The organism is Novosphingobium sp. HR1a (assembly GCF_015594425.1).
Classification (GTDB): Bacteria; Pseudomonadota; Alphaproteobacteria; order Sphingomonadales; family Sphingomonadaceae; genus Novosphingobium; species Novosphingobium resinovorum_A.
Genome location: NZ_JABXWS010000090.1, coordinates 177,424 through 195,172 on the forward strand (window position 1 = coordinate 177,424; position 17,749 = coordinate 195,172).

The window sequence follows — 17,749 nt, forward strand, 5'->3', positions numbered from 1 at the left end:
GGTGACCGATGCCCTGATCCTCGGCGGCGGGCTGGCGGGCAGCGCCGCCGCCTGCCTGATCGCGCGCGGGGGAGGCGACGTGCTTCTGCTCGAGCGCGAGACCGGGGCGCACCACAAGGTCTGCGGCGAATTCCTGTCGGTCGAGGCCGTGGCCCATCTGCGGCAGCTTGGAGTCGAGCCGCTGGACCTGGGCGCGGTGCCGATCCGGCGCATGCGCCTTGTGTGGGGCGACCGCGCGGTAGAGACTGCGCTGCCGTTCGCTGCGCTGGGCCTCAGTCGCCATGCCCTCGATGAAGCGCTGATCGGCCGGGCTGCGGCAAGCGGGGCGCGCATCGAACGCGGGGTGCGCGTGACGGGGCTGGATGGACACACGGCCCGCACCAGCGTCGGCGAGCATCATGGGCGCCATGTTCTGGTCGCCACCGGCAAGCTGCCGATCCGGGGCGAAAGACCTGCCGCGCGCATCGCGAACGGGCATGTGGGTTTCAAGATGCACTATCGCCTCTCTCCGGCCGCGATGCGGCATCTGGCGGGAGCGATCGTGCTGGTGCTGCTGGAGGGCGGCTATGCGGGCCTGCAACTGATCGAGGACGGCCGGGCCAATTTGTGCCTGGTCCTGCGCGCCGATGCCTTCGCGCGGCTTGGCGGCGACTGGCAGGGCGTGCGAGCATGGCTGGAGGGCACCGGGTTCCTCCAACGGGTTCTCGCCGACGCGCAGCCGCTGTTCGAGCGGCCGCTCGCCATTGCCAACCTAAGCTATGGCCCGCCGCCCCGAGGGCATGCCACGGGCACGGCCATGTTGCTGGGTGATCGGTGGGCGATGACCCCTTCGCTGACCGGCGACGGCATGGCGATCGCCTTGCGCAGCGCATTCCTCGCGGCGCACTGCGTGCTGGCGGGCGATGACGCTGGGACCTATCACAGGTTGCTGGCGGGCCAGACCCGCCGCCAGATCATCCGTGCCACGGTGCTCCAGAACGGGCTGGAGTCCCCTGCTTTTCGCCGTGCGGCTTATTGGCTGGCGCGCATGCATGCCCCCGTGCTTGCTTATGCGGCGCGGGCGACACGGTTGCCGGACTGGCGGGAAATTGCGTGATGGCGCACCTGGCCGGTCAGGGTTCCCTGCAAAGCATGCGCAGCCGCGTCGTCGGTCCGGGCAGGCCGGGGCCTTCCACCTTGATGCGCAAAACCGCGCCGGAGCGTGGCGCGTCGGCATTGCCGCCGGTGCTGACGTAGAGCCAATCCGGCTCCGTGCTCCCGAAAGCGACGCTGACGACGTGCGGATAAGGCAGCCGCATTTCTGCGGTTAGTGTCCCCTCGGGGGTGAACCGCAGCAGGCGTCCGGTGCTCCAGCACGCCGCCCAGAGGTTTCCGGCGGCATCCACCGTCAGCCCGTCGCCATCCTCCAGTTCGACGAGCAACGCGCCAGGTCCGGGCAGTCCGCTCGGTAGCAGCGGGTAGCGCCAGATGCCGCGCGTGGTTTCCATGTGATAGAGCCACGTCCCACAAGGGCTTGCCGCGATGCCGTTGGATGCGACGACGTCGCGGCGCAGCACTGTGACTTCGCCGTCGCCGGACAAGTGGAAGAACAGGCCGGGGGAAGGCGGCTTTCCGGTCTCGAAGATCGCCTCGAAATCGATGGTGCCCGCGAAAAGGCCGCCGCGTCCATCGCCCTCCATGTCGTTGACCGCGACGAGGGGCGCGCCCTCGATCCGCGTGAGGACATCGCGCGTGGTGCCGGTCGCCGGATTGAGCGCGACGATGCCGCCGCGCCCGCTGCACAGCACGTCTCCGCCGTCGTCGAACACGATCCCGCCTACCCACAGACGGCCGGGCAGCATCAGTTCAGCCGCGTGTCCCGGCCGCTTGCGGTACACGCCCGTAGCGGTGAGATCCGCAAACCAGACCGTTCCATCCGCCGAGACGCGCGGCGCCTCGATGAAGTCGTAGCCATCGGCGACCACTTCATACGGGGGCAGGCTCATGCTGACCGCTCTTGACCAGACGTCAGGCGGTTTCCGCCTTGGCTGCCGCTGCGGCATGGAAGGCGGCGGGGTCATAGTAATAGGGCTTGATCTCGCAGCACTTGCCGTCGCGGAAGCGGAACATCTCGCACAGTTCGGCGGGCTTGAGAGAGGGATCGGCAAAGCGCATCGTCAGCACCGCGATCGCGCTGTCCTTGCCGGTCAGCAGGTCGCTGCGGTCGAGCCCGACGACGTCGGCCATGCCCATGGCCTTCGCGAACAGGTCCTTGAGGCCGTTCTTGCCGCGATAGGCGCCTGCCATCGGCAGGGCATCGGCCTCATAGGCCACGAAATCGTCGGTGAGCATTGCGTTGGCCGTCTCCCAGTCGCCGGCGCCTGCCGCAGCGTAGAGGGCATCGACAAGTTCGGCGATTGCTTCGGGGGACATGCTCATGAATCCTGCTCCACATCTGTTTGCGCGCGAGTTTGCCTCTCGGTCGCGAGACACGAACCTAGCGTTTAGACCAGCCTTTCGCTCAGGCCCGGCGCGGGTAAGCAAGGGGGATGGGAAAGGTAAGACAGATATTGCTGGCGCGGCGCCCCGACGGGATGCCGGTGCCCGAGGACTTCACGCTCGCAGAGGTGGAGATGCCCGAGCCGGGTGACGGTGAGTTCCTGGTGGCCATGCGGGTCGGGTCGGTGGACCCGGCGATCCGCGGCTTCCTCGACGACCGGCCCAGCTACATAGAGCCCGTCGCGCTCGGTGCGCCGATCAACGGCATGTCGCTTGGCGAAGTCGTGCAATCCAACAATGCGGATTACCCGGTGGGCACGTTCGTGCGCGCCTTCGCCACGTGGCAGGATCACTATATCCTCTCGGGCGAGAGCTGGGGGCTGGAGACGGTGCACCAGCAGCCGGGCACGGATCTCCACCACTACATGGGCGCCCTCGGCCCGGTTGGTCTAACCGCGTGGGTGGGCCTTTTCGCGGTGGGCGAGGCCAAGGCGGGCGAGACCGTGCTGGTCAGCGCCGCCGCCGGGGCGACGGGTTCGACGGTGGGTCAGATCGCCAAGGCCAAGGGATGCCGGGTGATAGGCATCGTCGGTTCTCCGGAGAAGGCCGAAGTCATCCGCGAACTCGGCTTCGATGCCGCGATCGACTATCGCGCCACGCCCGACATCGCCGCCGAAATCGCGAAAGTCGCGCCCGAGGGGATCGACGTCTATTTCGACAACGTCGGCGGCGAGATGCTTGAAGCAATCCTGCCGCTGATGCGCCTCCACGGGCGCGTCGCGGTGTGCGGCATGATCGGCCAGTACAACGACGCCGATCACCCTTACGGCGTCAAGACGCTCTGGCAGCTGGTGGTGAACCGCATCAAGATGCAGGGCTTCATCACGTACGATTATCCGCAGGTGCTGGCCGAGGCGCAGGCGGAGCTGGACCAGTGGGTGGCCGAAGGAAAGCTGCGTCCGCTCGCCAATCTGCGCAACGGGTTCGAGAACCTGCCCGCCGCCTTCATCGACCTCATGTCAGGCCGTACCATCGGCAAGACGCTGGTTTGCATCTGAGATCCGGATACCATGGCTACCATGAGCGAAACCTTCCACTCCGTCATCGCCGAGGCCGACTTTCCCGAAGAGGGAAAGGCCGCGATCATGCTGGGCGGCTGGAGCGTGCTGATCGTCAAGGTCGAGGACGGCTTTCGCGCCGTGAACGACCGCTGCACCCATCAGGCGGCGCTGCTCTCGCCCGGCCGCGTGCGGCGTGGGGCGATCATGTGCCCGCTGCACGGCGCGCGCTTCGAGGCCGCGACCGGGCGTTGCATCGGCGGCGCCTACGCGGACCTTCGCGTGTTCCCGCTGCGGATCGAGGGCGGCATGATCGAGGTGGCCGTGCCGGACGAGGCGCCGGGGCCGAACGAACGACCGGTGGGGGCGTAATTACTCGCACAAGGCATAGTTTCGCGCGCCGGAGCAGGGGCTAGCATCTGCCTGAAACGATTTGGGAGAATGCTGAAATGCCCTTTACCGGCCCGTTCGAGGACCGCCTCGCCATCCGTGAACTGCTTGAGACTTATGCCGACGCGGTGACGCGCTGCGACTCCGAAGCCTGGGGCGCGACCTGGGCCGAGGATGCGGAATGGTCGCTGCCGGACTATCCGGAACTCGGCACCACCAAGGGCCGTCCGGCGATCGTCGCGATGTGGATAGAGGCGATGAAGGCTTATCCCGGCATCATGTTCGAGGCATGGCCCGGCTCGGTCGAGGTCAGCGGCGATAGCGCGGTGATGCGCAGCTACACCTCCGAGGTCTACGACCAGGACGGGATCACCATGCGCGATCGCGGCGTCTACGAGGACACTTGCGTCAAGATCGACGGCAAGTGGCTGTTCAAGAGCCGCTCGTTCCGCAACATCCACCGCCAGCACGCGCCGCGCGGGGTGTAGGAACCGCTGGCTCTGAACCTTTTCCTTGTCATTCCCGCGAAGGCGGGAACCCATCTGACGACATCGCAAGTTGCACCAGCATCAGATGGGTCCCCGCCTTCGCGGGGATGACGGATAAAGCGGGCGGGGTGTTTGTTTCCACTCCCGCCCTTTTCACATCACCACAGCTTCACGCGCTTTTCGGGCGGCAGGTACAGCTTGTCGCCCGGCTTGATGTCGAATGCCTTGTACCAGGCATCGATGTTGCGCACGGTCAGCGCGCGGTACTGGCCCGGCGCGTGAGGGTTGCCGATGACCTGACGGCGCAGCGCGCCTTCGCGGGTCTTGTCGCCCCAGCTCTGGGCGAAGGCGATGAAGAAGCGCTGGTCGCCGGTGTAGCCGTCTATCACCGGCAGTTCCTTGCCGCCCAGCGCTTCGCGGTAGGCGTCGTAAGCGGCGGCAAGACCCGCCACGTCGGCGCCGTTCTCACCCAGTTCCAGCTTGCCGTTGAGGTGCAGGTCGGGGAACGGCTGGTAGGCGTCGTACTGAACAACCAGAGCCTGCGTCTGCGCCTCGAAGTGGGCGAGGTCCTCCTTCGTCCACCAGTTGCGCAGGATACCGTTGCCATCCACCGCCGCGCCGCTGGCGTCGAAGCTGTGACTGATCTCGTGGCCGATCACCGCGCCGATTGCGCCGTAGTTGGAAGCAAGGTCGGCGGCCGGATCGAAGAACGGCTTCTGCAGGATCGCGGCGGGGAAGTTCAGCGCGTTCTGCACGGGCAGGTTCACCGCGTTGACGAGCTGCGGCGTCATCCACCACTCGCCCCGGTCCTGCGGCTTGCCCAGCTTGGAAATCTGCTGGAGCGTGTAGCCGTGGATCGCCGACATGCGGTTGGCGTAGGCCTGCCCCGGCTTGATGATGATCATGGAGGTGTCGGGCCACACGTCGGGATAGCCGACCGCGACGACCATGCCTTCCAGCTTGGCCTTGGCCTCGGTGCGCGTCGCCGGGCTCATCCAGTCGAGCGCGTCGATGCGGCGGGCGAAGGCGTGCTTGATGCGGGCGGACATGTCCTCCACCTGCGCCTTGGCGGCCGGCGGGAAGTATTCGCGCACGTAGAGCTTGCCAAAGGGCATGCCGAGGTCGCTGTTGATCGAAGCCAGCGCCCGCTTTTCGCGCGTCTTCTGCTCCGGGGTGCCCGAAAGGTTGGTGTCGAAGAACGCAAAGTGCAGCGCGTCGAACTTCGTGGGCAGCACATCTGTCTGCGCATTGATGCGGTGGAAGGCCAGCCAGTCCTTCCACGCGGCCAGCGGCTCGGAAGCGACGAGGGCGGCGAGGCCGGTGATCGCGCCGGGGCTGTAGACGTCGAAGGTCTGCTGCGAGGGCATGTGCGCGGCGGTGAAGTAGGCGTCCCAGTCCATACCGGGGGCCTTCGCGGCGAACTCGGCGCGGGTCCACAGGGTGCCGCCTTGCGTGAAGTCGGCGGTTTCCGCCTTACTCGGGTGGGCCTGCGCGATCTTGGTTTCGAGCGCGAGGATGCGCGCGGCGCGCGCCTCGGGCTGGTCGAGGCCGGACAGGCGCAGAAGGTCGGCGATATACTTGAGGTAGTCGGCCCTGATCTTGACCATGCGCGGTTCGGCCGAGACGTAGTATTCGCGGTCGGGCAGGGCGATGCCGCCCTGGAACAGGTAGGGCACGACCTCGTCGCTCTTGAGCGCCTTGGTGATGAACAGGCCGAACAGGTTCTCGGTCGACATGTCGTTGTTGTTGTTGAACAGGTCGAGGTCGGCCTCGGTCTGGTCGCCCAGCACCTTGACCAGCGCGGCCTTGTCCTTGATCGCCGCGTAGCGCGTCAGGTCGGCCTTGAGCGGGGCGATGCCCAGCTTGTCGATCGCGGCGGTGTCGAGGTAGGCGCGCCAGTAGTCGCCGATCTTCGCCTCGTCGCTCCCGGACTTCTGCCTGGCGCCGAGGATCTTCTGGATGAGTGCGGTCTGCTGGCGCTCGGTCTCGTCGGCGGCGACGGTGTGGGAGCCGATGCGGCTGCGGTCGGCGGGGATTTCGGCCTTGGCCAGCCAGGCGCCGTTCGAGAAGAGGTAGAACTCGTCGCCCGGATTGACCGAAGCATCCATCGCGGTTTCGTCGATGCCTGCGGGGGCCGGATCGGTGGCGGCGATGGCGAAGGGCGCGGCGCACAGCAGCAGCGCGGCAAGAATGCGGGTCTTCATCAGGCGGTCCTTTCGCGGCGTCGGGAATGCCCGCGCCGGTTCTGTCATGCCCGGTGGACTAGCGCCGGATCGCCCGTCCGCCTACGGAAAAATTGCGTTGCAGCGCAACAAAGAAACCGGCGGAATCTGGTCGCAGAGGCGCTCTCCTTTTGTGGGAAAGCGCCTCTACGAATGCTCAGTACTTGATGTGGGCTTCCACGCCGACGACGCGCGGCGTCAGTACGGTCTGGCTATAGTAGCGAACCGCCACCCCGTCGTTGACGCCGATGCGCGAACGGTCGTTGCCGACCGAGACCACGGCGTACTTGTCGAAGATGTTGTTCGCGAACACGCTGACCCCGAACTTGTCGGTGTCATAGGACAACGAGGCGCGGTGCAGGACGTAGCCGCTGAGCTTGTCGCCATAGGCACGGTCCCAGCCGAGACGGCTGACGATGCTGCCGCGATAGGTCGCCGTCCAGTTGGCCGACAGTTCGCCGTTGCCCATCGGCACCGTGTAAGTGGCGCCCAGGCTGCCCGAGTTCTTGGCCGAGTTCGGCAGACGGTCGCCGGACAGCGCATCGAGCTGGACGAAGCGGAAGCTGTAGTCGTTCGGCACCTCGCGGATGGTGAGGATGCCCGGGATGTCTTCGGTCAGGTGGGCATCGTTGTAGGCATAATTGCCCTGGATCGTCAGTGCCGGGACGGGCTTGATCTGGAACGAGGTTTCGATGCCCTTCGACAAGGCGCGGCCGCCGTTGACGATGATGCCGGTGGCGCCGTTAACGGTTGCCGAGGCAACCTGCAGGCCGGTCCACTTGGTGCTGTAGGCGTCGATGTTGAACGTCACCTTGCGGTCGAACAGCTGGGCGCGGAAACCGACCTCGATGGTCTTGGTCGAGTCCGGCCCGTACTGCAGTTCGTCAGGCAGGGCGCAGATGTTCTGGCCCGGCGGCAGCGGGTTGTCGCAAGGCGCGACCGTGTTCGGTCCGCCGATGCGATAGCCCTTGCTGTAGGTGGCATAGACCATCAGGTCGCGGGTGAAGTTGTACGAAGAGTTGAACTTCCACACCCAGCCGTCCTGACCGGCCTTTCCGCCAGACACCTTCTTGTCGTAGGGGCTGAGCGGCTGGCCGAGCAGCGGCAGGGTCTGCGCGCCTGCAATCTCCGAGGTATACTTGAAGTAGCGCGCGCCGGCCGTGACCTGCCAGCTGGGTGTGACGTGGAAGGTGCCTTCGCCGAAGACTGCCTGCTCCTTGACCTTCGAACGGGTGTAGGAAACGTATTCCAGTTCGTTCGGGTTCGTCGCCAGATCGACCCAGGGGTGGCCAGGCACGTGCTCGGCGTAATCGCGCTGCAATTTCTGCTCGTTGTAGAACCCGCCGAGAACCCAGTTGAACGGGCCGCCGTGCGTGGAGACGAGGCGTACTTCCTGGTTGACCTGCTGGCGGCGGCTGTAGCTCTCGTTCCAGCTGGAGAACGCAGGGAACAGTTCGTAGTCGTAGTCGAGGTCGAGCAGCAGGTCGGTATTGTCGGCGCGCGATTTCGACTTCACGTTGGTGTAGGCGCTCGTCCAGACGAGGTCGGCGATGTCGAAGACGTTGGCGTTGATCTCCATGCTCAGGAGGTGCGCGCGACGGTTCATCGGCTCGGCATAGCGCGCGGCGCTCTCGTACTTGCCCGAACCCAGGACGCCTGCGTTGTTGGCCTGCGAGCCCTCGGTCTTCGTGCGCTGGAAGGCGTAGGTGAAGATGACCTTAAAGTCGTCGTCGGTCTGGAAGAGCAACTGGTTGCGGGTGGTGAAGGTCTTCTCGAAGTTGAGATCCTTGCCCTTGTGCAGGTTCGCGTCATAAGCCGCGCCGGTCGGGCGAGCGGTGCCGTTCGGCTGCGGATCGGATACGCCCGGCTCGTTCAGCAGGAACGGATAGTCGATGAAGCCGGGGTCGTAATAGTATCCGGTCGACGAACGGAAGGCGATGTGGTCCTTCACGATCGGGATATTGATCATCCCGTCGACCTGGTAGCCGAGCTTGGAGGCGTGCGACTTGACGTAAGTGCGGCCGTGCGCCTCACCTTCCCATTCCTCCGTGTTCGGACGGTTGGGGATGTAGCGGATCGCGCCCGCCATCGTGCCGAGGCCATAGAGCGTGCCTTGCGGACCGAGCAGGGTCTCGACGCGCTGGATGTCGAGCAGCTTGAAGTCATAGTAGAGCGGAACTTCGCCGAGGTAGATGCCCATGGCGTTGTCGTAGCTGGCGCCGTCGGTCTGAGTGTCCGAAGCGTTGAGGCCGCGCATGACGATCGTGCCGGTGCCGCGCGGGCCGGTGTCGGAGATGGTCAGGCCGGGGGTGAAGTCCGCCATGCCGCGCACGTCGTTGATGCGCTGGCGGGCGATCTGGTCCGCGCCGATGGCCGAAATGTTGATCGGCGTGTCCATGATCGTGGTGGCGCGGCGGGTGCCGGTGACGATGATGGCGTCGCCTTCATCGGAAGCGGCAGGCGCTTCCTGCGCCACGGCGGGCATCGCGAGCACGGTGCTCGTAATCATGGTTGCGGACAGAAGCCCTGCTCTCAATTTCGCGCGATAAGTCATGTGCTTCCCCAGTTTCGGTTGACGTGCCCCGGTCCCGGCCCGCTCCTTGGTCGCGCCCGGTGGGTGTGTATGTGAGGACCCTCATTCGTACGCCGGCCATCGCTTTGCGGATGTCGTGCCGACGCGCTTGCACTGCCCTCGGCCGTGAATGCCGCCGAGGTGTTCGCTCCCGTGATGCGTTGAATTATTACTGCGGCTCGGTTGGCCGTTTTCAGTTGGCAGGCTGTGCGGTTTCGCCGCGGCCTGCCCTGATCCGTTCGATCAGGGGCTGGAACGGGAACAGGAACTGCTCCCGGATGGACAGGCGCCTCAGATCGTCCTGCCCGACGACGCTGGCTTCACCTTCCTTGTAGGTGCCGAAGATGCGATCGAGCAGGATCAGCGAATTGCCGTAGTTGCAGCGCGTGCTCTCGTAATCGGTCGAGTGATGCAGGCTGTGATGGCGGATCGTGGTGAAGAAGAAAGAATAGAACAGCGGCGGATCGGAGCGCACGTTGGCATGCGCGAACGTCGACACGACGTTCAGGATGTTGAAGCCGCAGAACAGCGCGGTCGGCGAGAGGTCGAACAGCGCCAGCACGCTCAGGCTGATCAGGAACAGCTCGATCGGGTTGCCGACCGCGCCTTTGGCGGCGTTGAGCTGGGTGATGTGGTGGTGCGGCGCGTGGGTCAGCCAGAACGGCGTCGAATTGTGCATCAGGCGATGCATCCAGTACTGGCCGAACTCCATGATGAAGACCACCAGCGCCACCTGCAGCAGCCAGGGCATGTGCATCGCCCACTGCGTGGTGATGCCGAGCGATTTCTTGACTGCCTGCAGTGGTTCCTCGGCCAGCGCGGTCGCGGTCCAGGAGATGACGGTGGCGCTCAGCACGACGTAGAACAGGTCGGTGAAGAACTCGCGCCAGTTCATGCGCCATCCGGCGTGCCGCTCGTGCACGAACTCGAGGCCCAGCACGACGACAGTGATCAGCGCGGAGGTGACGATGATCGTCCAGCCATTGTCGGTCAGCGCCTTGGGCGCGAATGCCCAGAACGCGACGATCACGGCGACAAACGCCGGGGGCACGAGGTTGAAGATCTTCTGCTTCACGCCCCCGTCAGCCACCGTGGCATCAGGCGCGAAGGCAGCCGCATCGTTCGAGAGAACCGTGTTGCGGACTGGCAGTTGTTCCATCGAAAACCCCCCATCCAGACCGGTGGACCGGCCTGCTGTTACAAGATTCTCTCTCCCCGTTTCTTCGCTCTGACCGGCGATGTGATACAAGCTATGGATATTACGTTTCTCGTCAAGCGTATTAATTGAGGCTCATGCGTTTTGGCGACGGGGGGCGAAAAATCACGCTAGAGCGTGGTTTTTATGCATCTGCGTAACACGCTTGTCGTCTGCAGATGCGCTCGGCGGCGCGTATCCGGCGCGCCGCCGATTCGGGTCGCCGTCAGTAGCGGTAGGGATTCTTGTCGATGGTAGTCGTCCCGCGCGTCTGGTTGCACAGGAAGACGGTGCCGGTGAAGTAGATGCCGGGCTCGGTGATCTTCTGCGCGTAGGCCCAGGCCTCGCGCAGTTGCTGCACGGTCATTTGCACGGGGGCCTCGTCGGGCTGGTACGTCATGCCGTAGGCGTAGTCCTCGCCGTCCTTGCTGATCTCGACGTGGCAACCCATGACGTGCGTGACGGGGTGCGTGTCGCAGAACTCGATGAGGCGCTTCATGCTGTCATACCACGGTTCCCAGAAGCTGATGTAGCAGCGGCCGCGATAGAACATGTCCCCGGTATAGAGGATCTGCGTGTAGCTGTCGTAGTACGCGAACTCGGAAACGACGTGCCCCGGCGAGCCCCAGATCAGGATCTCGCGCCCGCCCAGGTCGAGGGTCACGCGCTCCTCGGGGAAATTGGTCATGCCCCAGAAGCCGACCATCTCCTCGTGCGTCAGGCCCATGTAGCGGGTATTGGGGCGGTCGGCGAACTGGTTGGTCGCGGCGTAGTGGTCGGCGTGAAGATGGCTGAACGCCACCAGCAGTTCGAGGCTGGCCGGATCGCGGCCGTTGCGGGCGCACCACTCGTCGATGCACTGGTCGACGACGCCGCGCAGGTCCCAGTCGTTGCGCAGCTGCACGAAACCCTCGTCGAGCAACAGCACCCGGTCGTTGCCGAAGTAGAGCGGCGCGAACGGTGCCTCGTAGCTATAGGCCTTGTTCTGGCGCAGGATCGCGGTGTGCGGGTTGTACCAGTGGACCTGCACCGGCGGATCGGTGTTGTCCATGCAGGACGATGAGCCGCAAATCCACTTGTCCGGGAAAGTACCGGTCGCGGGCAGGTTGGCCTTGAAGTCGATCGGCGGCGGGCGCGTCGCGGCGGAGGCGGCGTCGGACAGCCCGGTCAGCGCGGCGCCGGTCAGCGGCACGGCGGCGATGGCGGCGTTGTAGGTCAGGAAAGAGCGGCGATCCACGGTGCGGTTTCCTTAACTCAGAACGGGCGGGGCGGGTTGATGTTCGGCACGCCTTCCGGCCAGACCGAAGTGCGCTGGTCGGGACTGACGCCGTTGAAAAGCGCGAAGTCCGGGCGGATCAACATCATGTCCTTGCCCTTGATCTCGCGCGCGTGCTGCAGCGCGTCGTCGATCAGGTCGGGCGTCATTTCCAGCACCCGCTCGTAAGGCTTATAGGTGGTGAAGCGGGCATAATACTTGCCCGGCACGAACATCATCTCGATGTGTCCACCCAGCAGCCACTTCACCGAATTGGCGGCGGCGAAAGCCTTGAGCCTTTCCAGCGAGGCGACGAAATCGGTGTCGTTGCCGATGTTGATCTTGCCGGGGAACAGCAGGTCGCCGGTGAACAGCAGGTCGCAGTAGGGATCGTAGAAGCTGACCCCGTCCTTGTGCGTGCCGGGGGTCGGGACGACCGTGATCACGCGATCGCCGAGGTCGATCCTGCCGGTGCCCGAAGGCCAGTTCGCGATGCCGTAGGTCTTCTGCATCAGCGCCAGCGGCTTGGGGACGATCGTGGTGTCCGGCCGGTCGGCGAACTGCACGAGGCCCTGGTTCTGCGCGATGTCCTCGGCCGAGGTGAGCGCGACGGTCAGCGGCACCTTGCTGCGCCCGCGCGCCTTTGCCCAGCGCGCGATGATTGCATCCACCGTCTCACGCAGGGGGTAATGCCCGGCGTTGGCGGTGGCGCCGGTGTCGATCAGCAGCGCGCCCTTGTTGCCGAACAGCAGGTACGTGAACGGCGCCTCCCAGTGGACGCACACGTTCTGGCGCAGCACGAACGTATCCTCGTTGTACTGCACCACCTGCACGCGCGGGTCGCGGTTCTTCGCCGCGACGTTGGAGCCGTAAGTCCAGCGGAACGACAGGCTGCCCGCCGCGGGGCCATCGCAGGCATAGTCGTGCGTGACCGGCTTGCTGCGGTGGAGCGGCACGGCGCTGTCGGTATTACGCACGCCGGGTGGATTGTACCCCAGCGCCGGGTTACCGTTGGGATAGGCGCGCCCGGTGGCGGCCTGCGAACTGCCGGAAAACCCCGTGCTACGGGTAGGACTCTGTGCCAAGAAATGCCCCCACACTGGCTGCGAGCGGGTGAACACCGGCTCGATCTCGGGTCAGCTTATCGATATTACGAAACGTGACAACGGTATTATTTTTGTGCGATGAGAGTATCACTCCACCGCCGACTGCGCCTCCAACTGCTGCTGTCATCGGCGGCAAGGTTGGTATAGGGGAGGGCTGTTGTTGTTCCAGAAAGGGCGCCGCTTGAGCACCGATCCCGCCAGTCTTGCCCGGCTCTCCATGAGCCTTCCCGCAGACCTGTTCCGCCAGCTGGATGCCATGGTGGAGGAGCGCGGGCTGCCCTCGCGCTCGCAGCTGATCGCCGAACTGATCCGCCACGCCCTTGCCGAGCATGAGGCTCTGACCCGGCCGGAAGAGATGCTCGCGGGCACGATCACGCTGGTCTACCGGGGCGACAAGGGGCGGGTGCGCCACCAGCTGGCACAGAGCCAGGCGGAGTACCTGAAGGAAGTGATCTCCTCGCAGCACGTCTTCCTCGAGGACGACCAGTCGATGGAAGTCCTGCTGGTGCAGGGCCCTGCCGAGCGGCTGAAGGAACTGTGCGACGCCCTGCGCGCCATTCGCGGCGTTCACCAGCTGCAGCTGGTTACGACCACCGCGCTTCTGCCGCCGCTGCACGAGCAGGACGAGGTCGCTGCAAAAGTGGCGGAAACCTCGCGCAAGCCGCAGCCGAAGGACGAAGTGGCGGCCTGAAGACTCGCGCATGATGCACAAGGGCAATGGTGCGCGCAAGTATTACAAAAATAGCGCACCGTAATAATTTTCGATGGACAACGATCCGAATCGCAGCAATGTTGCACTGCGAAAGGGGACCGAGTCATGATCGTATCGATCCGCAGCATTGCCAAGGCCGCGTTGATGGCCACCGCGATGCCGGCAGCACTTCTCACCGCCGCCTGCTCGCAGGCGCCGAGCGAAGCGCCCAAGCGTACCGAATTCAACATCGGATGGTCGATCTACGCGGGCTGGATGCCCTGGCCCTATGCCCAGCAGGCGGGCATCGTGAAGAAGTGGGCCGACAAGTACGGGCTCAAGATCAACATCGTCCAGGTCAACGACTACGTCGAGTCGGTGAACCAGTACACTGCGGGCAAGCTGGACGGCGTCACCGTCGCCAACATGGATGCGCTGACGATCCCGGCGGCGGGTGGCAAGGACACCAGCGCGATCATCGTCGGTGACTATTCCAACGGCAACGACGGCATCCTGATGAAGGGCGGCGACCTCAAGACGATCAAGGGCCAGTCGGTCAATCTCGTCGAGCTTTCGGTGTCGCACTACCTGTTGGCGCGCGGGCTGAACTCGGTCGGCATGCAGCTGCGGGACGTGAAAACGGTCAACACCGGCGATGCCGACATCGTCGGCGCCTTCGCCAGCCCCGACGTCAAGGTCGCGGTGGCGTGGAACCCGCAGCTCAATGCGATGAAGGCGCAGCCGGGCGCGAAGCTGGTGTTCAGCTCGGCCGATATTCCGGGCGAGATCCTCGACCTGCTCTGCGTCGATACCGCCACGCTCAAGGCCAACCCCAATCTCGGCAAGGCGCTGGCGGGCATCTGGTACGAGACGACCGCGCTGATGACGCGCCAGGACGCCGAGGGCAAGGCCGCCCGCGCGGCGATGGCCAAGCTCGCGGGTGCGACGCCGGAAGCGTTCGACAGCCAGCTCAGCACGACCTTCCTCTACTCCGACGCCAAGGCAGCCGTCGCCGCGACCGACGCGCCGGCGCTCGTCACCACGATGACCCGCGTGCGGGACTTCAGCTTCTCCAAGGGGCTGTTCAAGGGCGCCAGTTCGGCCGACGCGGTGGGCATGTCGTTCCCCGGCGGCAAGACGCTGGGTGATGCGCAGCACGTTACCTTGCGCTTCGACGACAGCTTCATGAAGATGGCCGCCGACGGCAAGCTCTAGAACCGTCCATCATTGCGCGAGGGTCGCGATGACGGGTCGGGATAAAAACAACACTCCACAGGTGGGATCACGACAATGCGCTGGGTGAATCGTCAGGTCGGGCGAGGGGGGCGGGTGCTTCTCGGCGCAGTTCCGATCCTGCTGCTCCTGCTGGTCTACATCGTCATGGCCGCGAGCCGCCATGCGGTGAACCCGGCCGACAAGATCCTGCCGCTGCCAGGCTCCATGGCCGAGAGCATGTCGGCGCTGCTTTTCGTGCCCGACCAGCTCACCGGCCAGCTGGTGTTCTGGGCGGATACCATGGCGAGCCTGCAGCGCCTTGGCATCGGCCTTGGTATCTCGACGCTGATGGCGCTGGTGGTGGGCCTTGCGCTCGGCGTCTTGCCGCCGGTGCGCGCGACGTTCGGCCCGCTGGTCACCGGCATCGCGGTCATCCCGCCGATTGCGCTCCTGCCGATCCTGTTCATCGCGCTGGGCCTCGGCGAAACCTCCAAGGTCGCGCTGATCGTCATCGGCATCGCGCCGGTCATGATCCGCGACATCGCCGCCCACGTCTCCGCGCTTCCTCGGGAGCAGGTGATCAAGGCGCTGACGCTGGGCGCCAACAGTTGGCAGGTGATGATCCGCGTCGCCCTGCCGCAAGCCATGCCGCGCCTGCTTCACGCCATCCGCCTCGCACTCGGCCCGGCCTGGGTGTTCCTGATCTCGGCCGAGGCGATCGCGTCCGACGTCGGGCTCGGCTACCGCATCTTCCTCGTGCGCCGCTACCTCTCGATGGACGTGATCCTGCCTTACGTCGCGTGGATCGCGCTGCTGGCCATCGCGATGGACATGGCGCTGACTTTCCTCAGCCACCGGCTGTTTCCCTGGGCACATGGAGAAAGCCATTGAGCACGCTCCTGAGCTTCCGCGACGTCTGGGTCGAATACGGCGACCGGATCATCATCGAAAAGCTGAACCTCGACATCGAGGAAGGCGCCTTCGTCTCCATCGTCGGCCCTTCGGGCGCGGGCAAAAGCAGTTTCCTGCGCCTGATACTGGGACAGGAGGGGCCGAGCCGAGGCGTCATCACCCTCGACGACACGCCGCTCAAACCCGAATGCGGACCGGATCGCGGCGTCGTGTTTCAGCGCTATTCGGTGTTCCCGCACCTCTCCGCGCTGCGCAACACGATCCTCGGGCTGGAATGCGAGAAGGCCCCGGTGCTCGGCCGCCTGTTCGGCAGCGCCCGCCGCGCCGCCGTCGAGGAGGCGACCGAGATGCTGACGGCGGTGGGCCTCGGCCATAGCCTCGACCTCTACCCCGCGCAGATGTCGGGCGGCATGCAGCAGCGCCTTGCCATCGCGCAGGCGCTGGTCAAGCGGCCGCGCATCCTGCTGCTCGATGAGCCGTTCGGCGCGCTCGACCCCGGTATTCGTGCCGACATGCACGCGCTCATCCGCAATCTGTGGCGCAAGTATTCGCTGACGATCGTGATGGTGACGCACGACATTCGCGAGGCATTCTCGCTGGGCACGCGCGTCCTTGCGCTCGACAAGCGCCGCCACGATCCGCACGCGCCGCACCGATTTGGAGCCACGGTCGTCTACGACCTGCCGATGCGCGAGCGGGCGGAAGAGACGGAAGAGGAGACTGCCGGGTGATCGCGTCTACCCTTTTTCCGTCATTCCCGCGAAGGCGGGAATCCATCTCCTGAAGGTGCCTGTTGCACAGTCATCAGATGGGTCCCCGCCTTCGCGGGGATGACGGAAAAGAAAGAATGCAATTAGTTTAAATATTACTATTGACGTAAATCGTAATACCTGAAAAGAGAATGGGCATGGGCACAGACTCCGCAAGCCTGGCTCGGCTCAGCATGAGCCTTCCGGCAGACCTCTTCAGACAGCTCGACATGATGGTGGCGGAACGCGGCCTGCCTTCCCGCTCCCAGCTCATCGCCGAACTGATCCGCCATGCTCTGGCCGAGCACGGTTCGCTGATGCGGCCCGAGGAGATGCTCGCGGGCACCATCACCCTCGTCTACCGCAGCGAGCGGGGCCGCGTGCGGCACCAGCTCTCCCAGACGCAAGCCAGTTACCTGAAGGAAGTGATCTCCTCGCAGCATGTCGTGCTGGAGGACGACCAGTCCCTCGAAGTTCTTCTCGTGCAGGGTCCGGCCGTGCGGCTGAAGGAACTGTGCGACGCCATCCGCCGGGTGCGCGGGGTGCAGCAGCTTGAGCTGGTCACCACCACCGCCCTCCTGCCGCCGCTCTACGACCAGAGCGGAGACGACTTCAAGAATATCGGAGCGCATTCATGACCGAAACATTGGCCGATCCGCTCGCAGCCCGAGACCATGCGCGTGCCCAGGGCGGCACCGTGGTCGAGAGCATGCCGGTGCTGCCTCCCGTGGCGGGCGATCTGCCCGAGGGCGTCGATGCCGCCGACCTCGTGTGGGAGGAAACGATCGCGGCGGGCGGCTACGCCACGCGGCGGCTGACGCGCGGCTCCCGGTTGCGGTTGATCGACGGGAAGGGCGACGCCTGCGCCTCGATCCTGCTGTTCAACGCCGAGATGCCGACCGAACGGCTCAACGTGGCGGACACGGTTAAGGTCCAGTGGAACGCCTATCTCGGCGAAGGCAAGCTGCTGCTCTCCGACATGGGCCGCGTGATGATGAGCATCGTCGCCGACGATGCGGGCACGCACGATACCTTCTGCGGCACCTCCAACCCCGCGACGAACCTCGCGAAGTACGGCGAGGGTCGCAACTCCGGCGCCTTCCCGAGCGGCCGCGACCGCTTCCTGCTCGGCGCGGCCAAGCACGGCCTCGGCCGCCGCGACGTGCATCCTTGCGTGACGCTGTTCAAGGGCGCGCGGATCGAGGCGGACGGCGCGATCACGCCCGAGGTCGGCCCCTTCGCGCCCGGCCGCACCGTGATCCTGCGCGCCGAGATGGACGTGATCGTGGTGATCGCAAACGTCCCCCACGTTTTGGATCCGCGCCCCGAATACACCGTGACGTCGCTGCGCGCCTCGGCATGGCGCGGCCCGGTGACGGGCGAGGACGACCCCATCCGCCTCGCAACGCCCGAGGGCC

At 65.3% G+C, this 17,749-nt stretch carries 17 protein-coding genes; 10 read left to right on the forward strand and 7 right to left on the reverse strand.

Translation table 11 applies throughout. The annotated features are described in order from the left end of the window. Position 1 precedes the first annotated feature (1 nt). Complete coding sequence (locus HWN72_RS23870; RefSeq protein ID WP_211151572.1) at positions 2-1,096, forward strand: NAD(P)/FAD-dependent oxidoreductase; 1,095 nt, start codon at positions 2-4, stop codon at positions 1,094-1,096. 16 nt (positions 1,097-1,112) lie between these two features. On the opposite strand, the gene HWN72_RS23875 is transcribed toward HWN72_RS23870, so the two are convergent. Further along, entirely contained in the window at positions 1,113-1,985 is an 873-nt protein-coding gene (locus HWN72_RS23875; protein ID WP_211151573.1) for an SMP-30/gluconolactonase/LRE family protein, read from the reverse strand. Positions 1,986-2,007: 22 nt separating this feature from the next. Beyond that, entirely contained in the window at positions 2,008-2,412 is a 405-nt protein-coding gene (locus HWN72_RS23880; RefSeq protein WP_008830735.1) for a nuclear transport factor 2 family protein, read from the reverse strand. 116 nt (positions 2,413-2,528) lie between these two features. Here HWN72_RS23880 and HWN72_RS23885 point away from each other — a divergent pair, with 116 nt between their 5' ends. The 3 genes from HWN72_RS23885 to HWN72_RS23895 all read left to right on the forward strand — a co-directional run bounded on the left by HWN72_RS23885 (position 2,529) and on the right by HWN72_RS23895 (position 4,414). Further along, positions 2,529-3,536: an NADP-dependent oxidoreductase gene (locus HWN72_RS23885; RefSeq protein WP_211151574.1), complete on the forward strand. Its 1,008-nt coding sequence runs from the start codon at positions 2,529-2,531 to the stop codon at positions 3,534-3,536. A 21-nt stretch (positions 3,537-3,557) separates the two neighbouring features. Beyond that, entirely contained in the window at positions 3,558-3,908 is a 351-nt protein-coding gene (locus HWN72_RS23890) for a Rieske 2Fe-2S domain-containing protein (protein ID WP_008830733.1), read from the forward strand. A gap of 77 nt (positions 3,909-3,985) precedes the next feature. Then, positions 3,986-4,414 (forward strand): nuclear transport factor 2 family protein, encoded by a 429-nt coding sequence (locus tag HWN72_RS23895; RefSeq protein ID WP_008830732.1) that lies wholly within the window; start codon positions 3,986-3,988, stop codon positions 4,412-4,414. 158 nt (positions 4,415-4,572) lie between these two features. Here the strand turns inward: HWN72_RS23895 and HWN72_RS23900 are convergent, their stop codons facing one another. From HWN72_RS23900 to HWN72_RS23920, 5 genes are all read right to left on the reverse strand, one after another. Then, entirely contained in the window at positions 4,573-6,618 is a 2,046-nt protein-coding gene (locus tag HWN72_RS23900) for a M13 family metallopeptidase (protein WP_211151575.1), read from the reverse strand. 175 nt (positions 6,619-6,793) lie between these two features. Continuing rightward, positions 6,794-9,145, reverse strand: a complete 2,352-nt coding sequence (locus HWN72_RS23905) for a TonB-dependent receptor (RefSeq protein ID WP_211151576.1) — start codon at positions 9,143-9,145, stop codon at positions 6,794-6,796. Between the two features lie 256 nt (positions 9,146-9,401). After that, positions 9,402-10,367: a sterol desaturase family protein gene (locus HWN72_RS23910; RefSeq protein ID WP_248006275.1), complete on the reverse strand. Its 966-nt coding sequence runs from the start codon at positions 10,365-10,367 to the stop codon at positions 9,402-9,404. A gap of 262 nt (positions 10,368-10,629) precedes the next feature. Then, a complete protein-coding gene (locus HWN72_RS23915; protein WP_211151577.1) occupies positions 10,630-11,640 on the reverse strand; it encodes an MBL fold metallo-hydrolase in 1,011 nt (336 codons plus the stop codon). A gap of 17 nt (positions 11,641-11,657) precedes the next feature. Further along, positions 11,658-12,743 carry an MBL fold metallo-hydrolase gene (locus HWN72_RS23920; RefSeq protein WP_211151578.1) on the reverse strand — a complete coding sequence of 362 codons (1,086 nt, stop codon included), beginning with the start codon at positions 12,741-12,743 and terminating at the stop codon, positions 11,658-11,660. Positions 12,744-12,981: 238 nt separating this feature from the next. On the opposite strand from HWN72_RS23920, the gene HWN72_RS23925 reads away from it, so the two are divergent. The 6 genes from HWN72_RS23925 to HWN72_RS23950 all read left to right on the forward strand — a co-directional run. Continuing rightward, positions 12,982-13,455, forward strand: coding sequence for a CopG family ribbon-helix-helix protein (locus tag HWN72_RS23925; protein WP_375154541.1), 474 nt, complete (start codon positions 12,982-12,984; stop codon positions 13,453-13,455). A gap of 126 nt (positions 13,456-13,581) precedes the next feature. Next, on the forward strand, positions 13,582-14,670 hold the full coding sequence (locus HWN72_RS23930; protein WP_211151580.1) for a putative urea ABC transporter substrate-binding protein: 1,089 nt from the start codon (positions 13,582-13,584) through the stop codon (positions 14,668-14,670). A gap of 75 nt (positions 14,671-14,745) precedes the next feature. Next, positions 14,746-15,561 carry an ABC transporter permease gene (locus HWN72_RS23935; RefSeq protein ID WP_211151581.1) on the forward strand — a complete coding sequence of 272 codons (816 nt, stop codon included), beginning with the start codon at positions 14,746-14,748 and terminating at the stop codon, positions 15,559-15,561. Continuing rightward, positions 15,558-16,313 (forward strand): ATP-binding cassette domain-containing protein, encoded by a 756-nt coding sequence (locus HWN72_RS23940; protein ID WP_211151582.1) that lies wholly within the window; start codon positions 15,558-15,560, stop codon positions 16,311-16,313. Before HWN72_RS23935 ends, HWN72_RS23940 begins: the two co-directional genes overlap by 4 nt. 176 nt (positions 16,314-16,489) lie before the next feature. Next, positions 16,490-16,969 carry a CopG family ribbon-helix-helix protein gene (locus HWN72_RS23945; RefSeq protein WP_197524482.1) on the forward strand — a complete coding sequence of 160 codons (480 nt, stop codon included), beginning with the start codon at positions 16,490-16,492 and terminating at the stop codon, positions 16,967-16,969. Further along, a partial coding sequence (locus HWN72_RS23950) for an urea amidolyase associated protein UAAP1 (protein WP_211151583.1) occupies positions 16,966-17,749 on the forward strand: 784 nt, incomplete at its 3' end. The genes HWN72_RS23945 and HWN72_RS23950, both read left to right, overlap by 4 nt.

Bases quoted from the DNA above. Each gene is read 5' to 3' on its own strand.
- HWN72_RS23875 (WP_211151573.1), bottom strand. From the start codon at position 1,985: ATGAGCCTGCCCCCGTATGAAGTGGTCGCCGATGGCTACGACTTCATC.
- HWN72_RS23880 (WP_008830735.1), bottom strand. From the start codon at position 2,412: ATGTCCCCCGAAGCAATCGCCGAACTTGTCGATGCCCTCTACGCTGCG.
- HWN72_RS23885 (WP_211151574.1), top strand. From the start codon at position 2,529: ATGGGAAAGGTAAGACAGATATTGCTGGCGCGGCGCCCCGACGGGATG.
- HWN72_RS23890 (WP_008830733.1), top strand. From the start codon at position 3,558: ATGAGCGAAACCTTCCACTCCGTCATCGCCGAGGCCGACTTTCCCGAA.
- HWN72_RS23895 (WP_008830732.1), top strand. From the start codon at position 3,986: ATGCCCTTTACCGGCCCGTTCGAGGACCGCCTCGCCATCCGTGAACTG.
- HWN72_RS23900 (WP_211151575.1), bottom strand. From the start codon at position 6,618: ATGAAGACCCGCATTCTTGCCGCGCTGCTGCTGTGCGCCGCGCCCTTC.
- HWN72_RS23905 (WP_211151576.1), bottom strand. From the start codon at position 9,145: ATGATTACGAGCACCGTGCTCGCGATGCCCGCCGTGGCGCAGGAAGCG.
- HWN72_RS23910 (WP_248006275.1), bottom strand. From the start codon at position 10,367: ATGGAACAACTGCCAGTCCGCAACACGGTTCTCTCGAACGATGCGGCT.
- HWN72_RS23925 (WP_375154541.1), top strand. From the start codon at position 12,982: ATGAGCCTTCCCGCAGACCTGTTCCGCCAGCTGGATGCCATGGTGGAG.
- HWN72_RS23930 (WP_211151580.1), top strand. From the start codon at position 13,582: ATGATCGTATCGATCCGCAGCATTGCCAAGGCCGCGTTGATGGCCACC.
- HWN72_RS23935 (WP_211151581.1), top strand. From the start codon at position 14,746: ATGCGCTGGGTGAATCGTCAGGTCGGGCGAGGGGGGCGGGTGCTTCTC.
- HWN72_RS23945 (WP_197524482.1), top strand. From the start codon at position 16,490: ATGGGCACAGACTCCGCAAGCCTGGCTCGGCTCAGCATGAGCCTTCCG.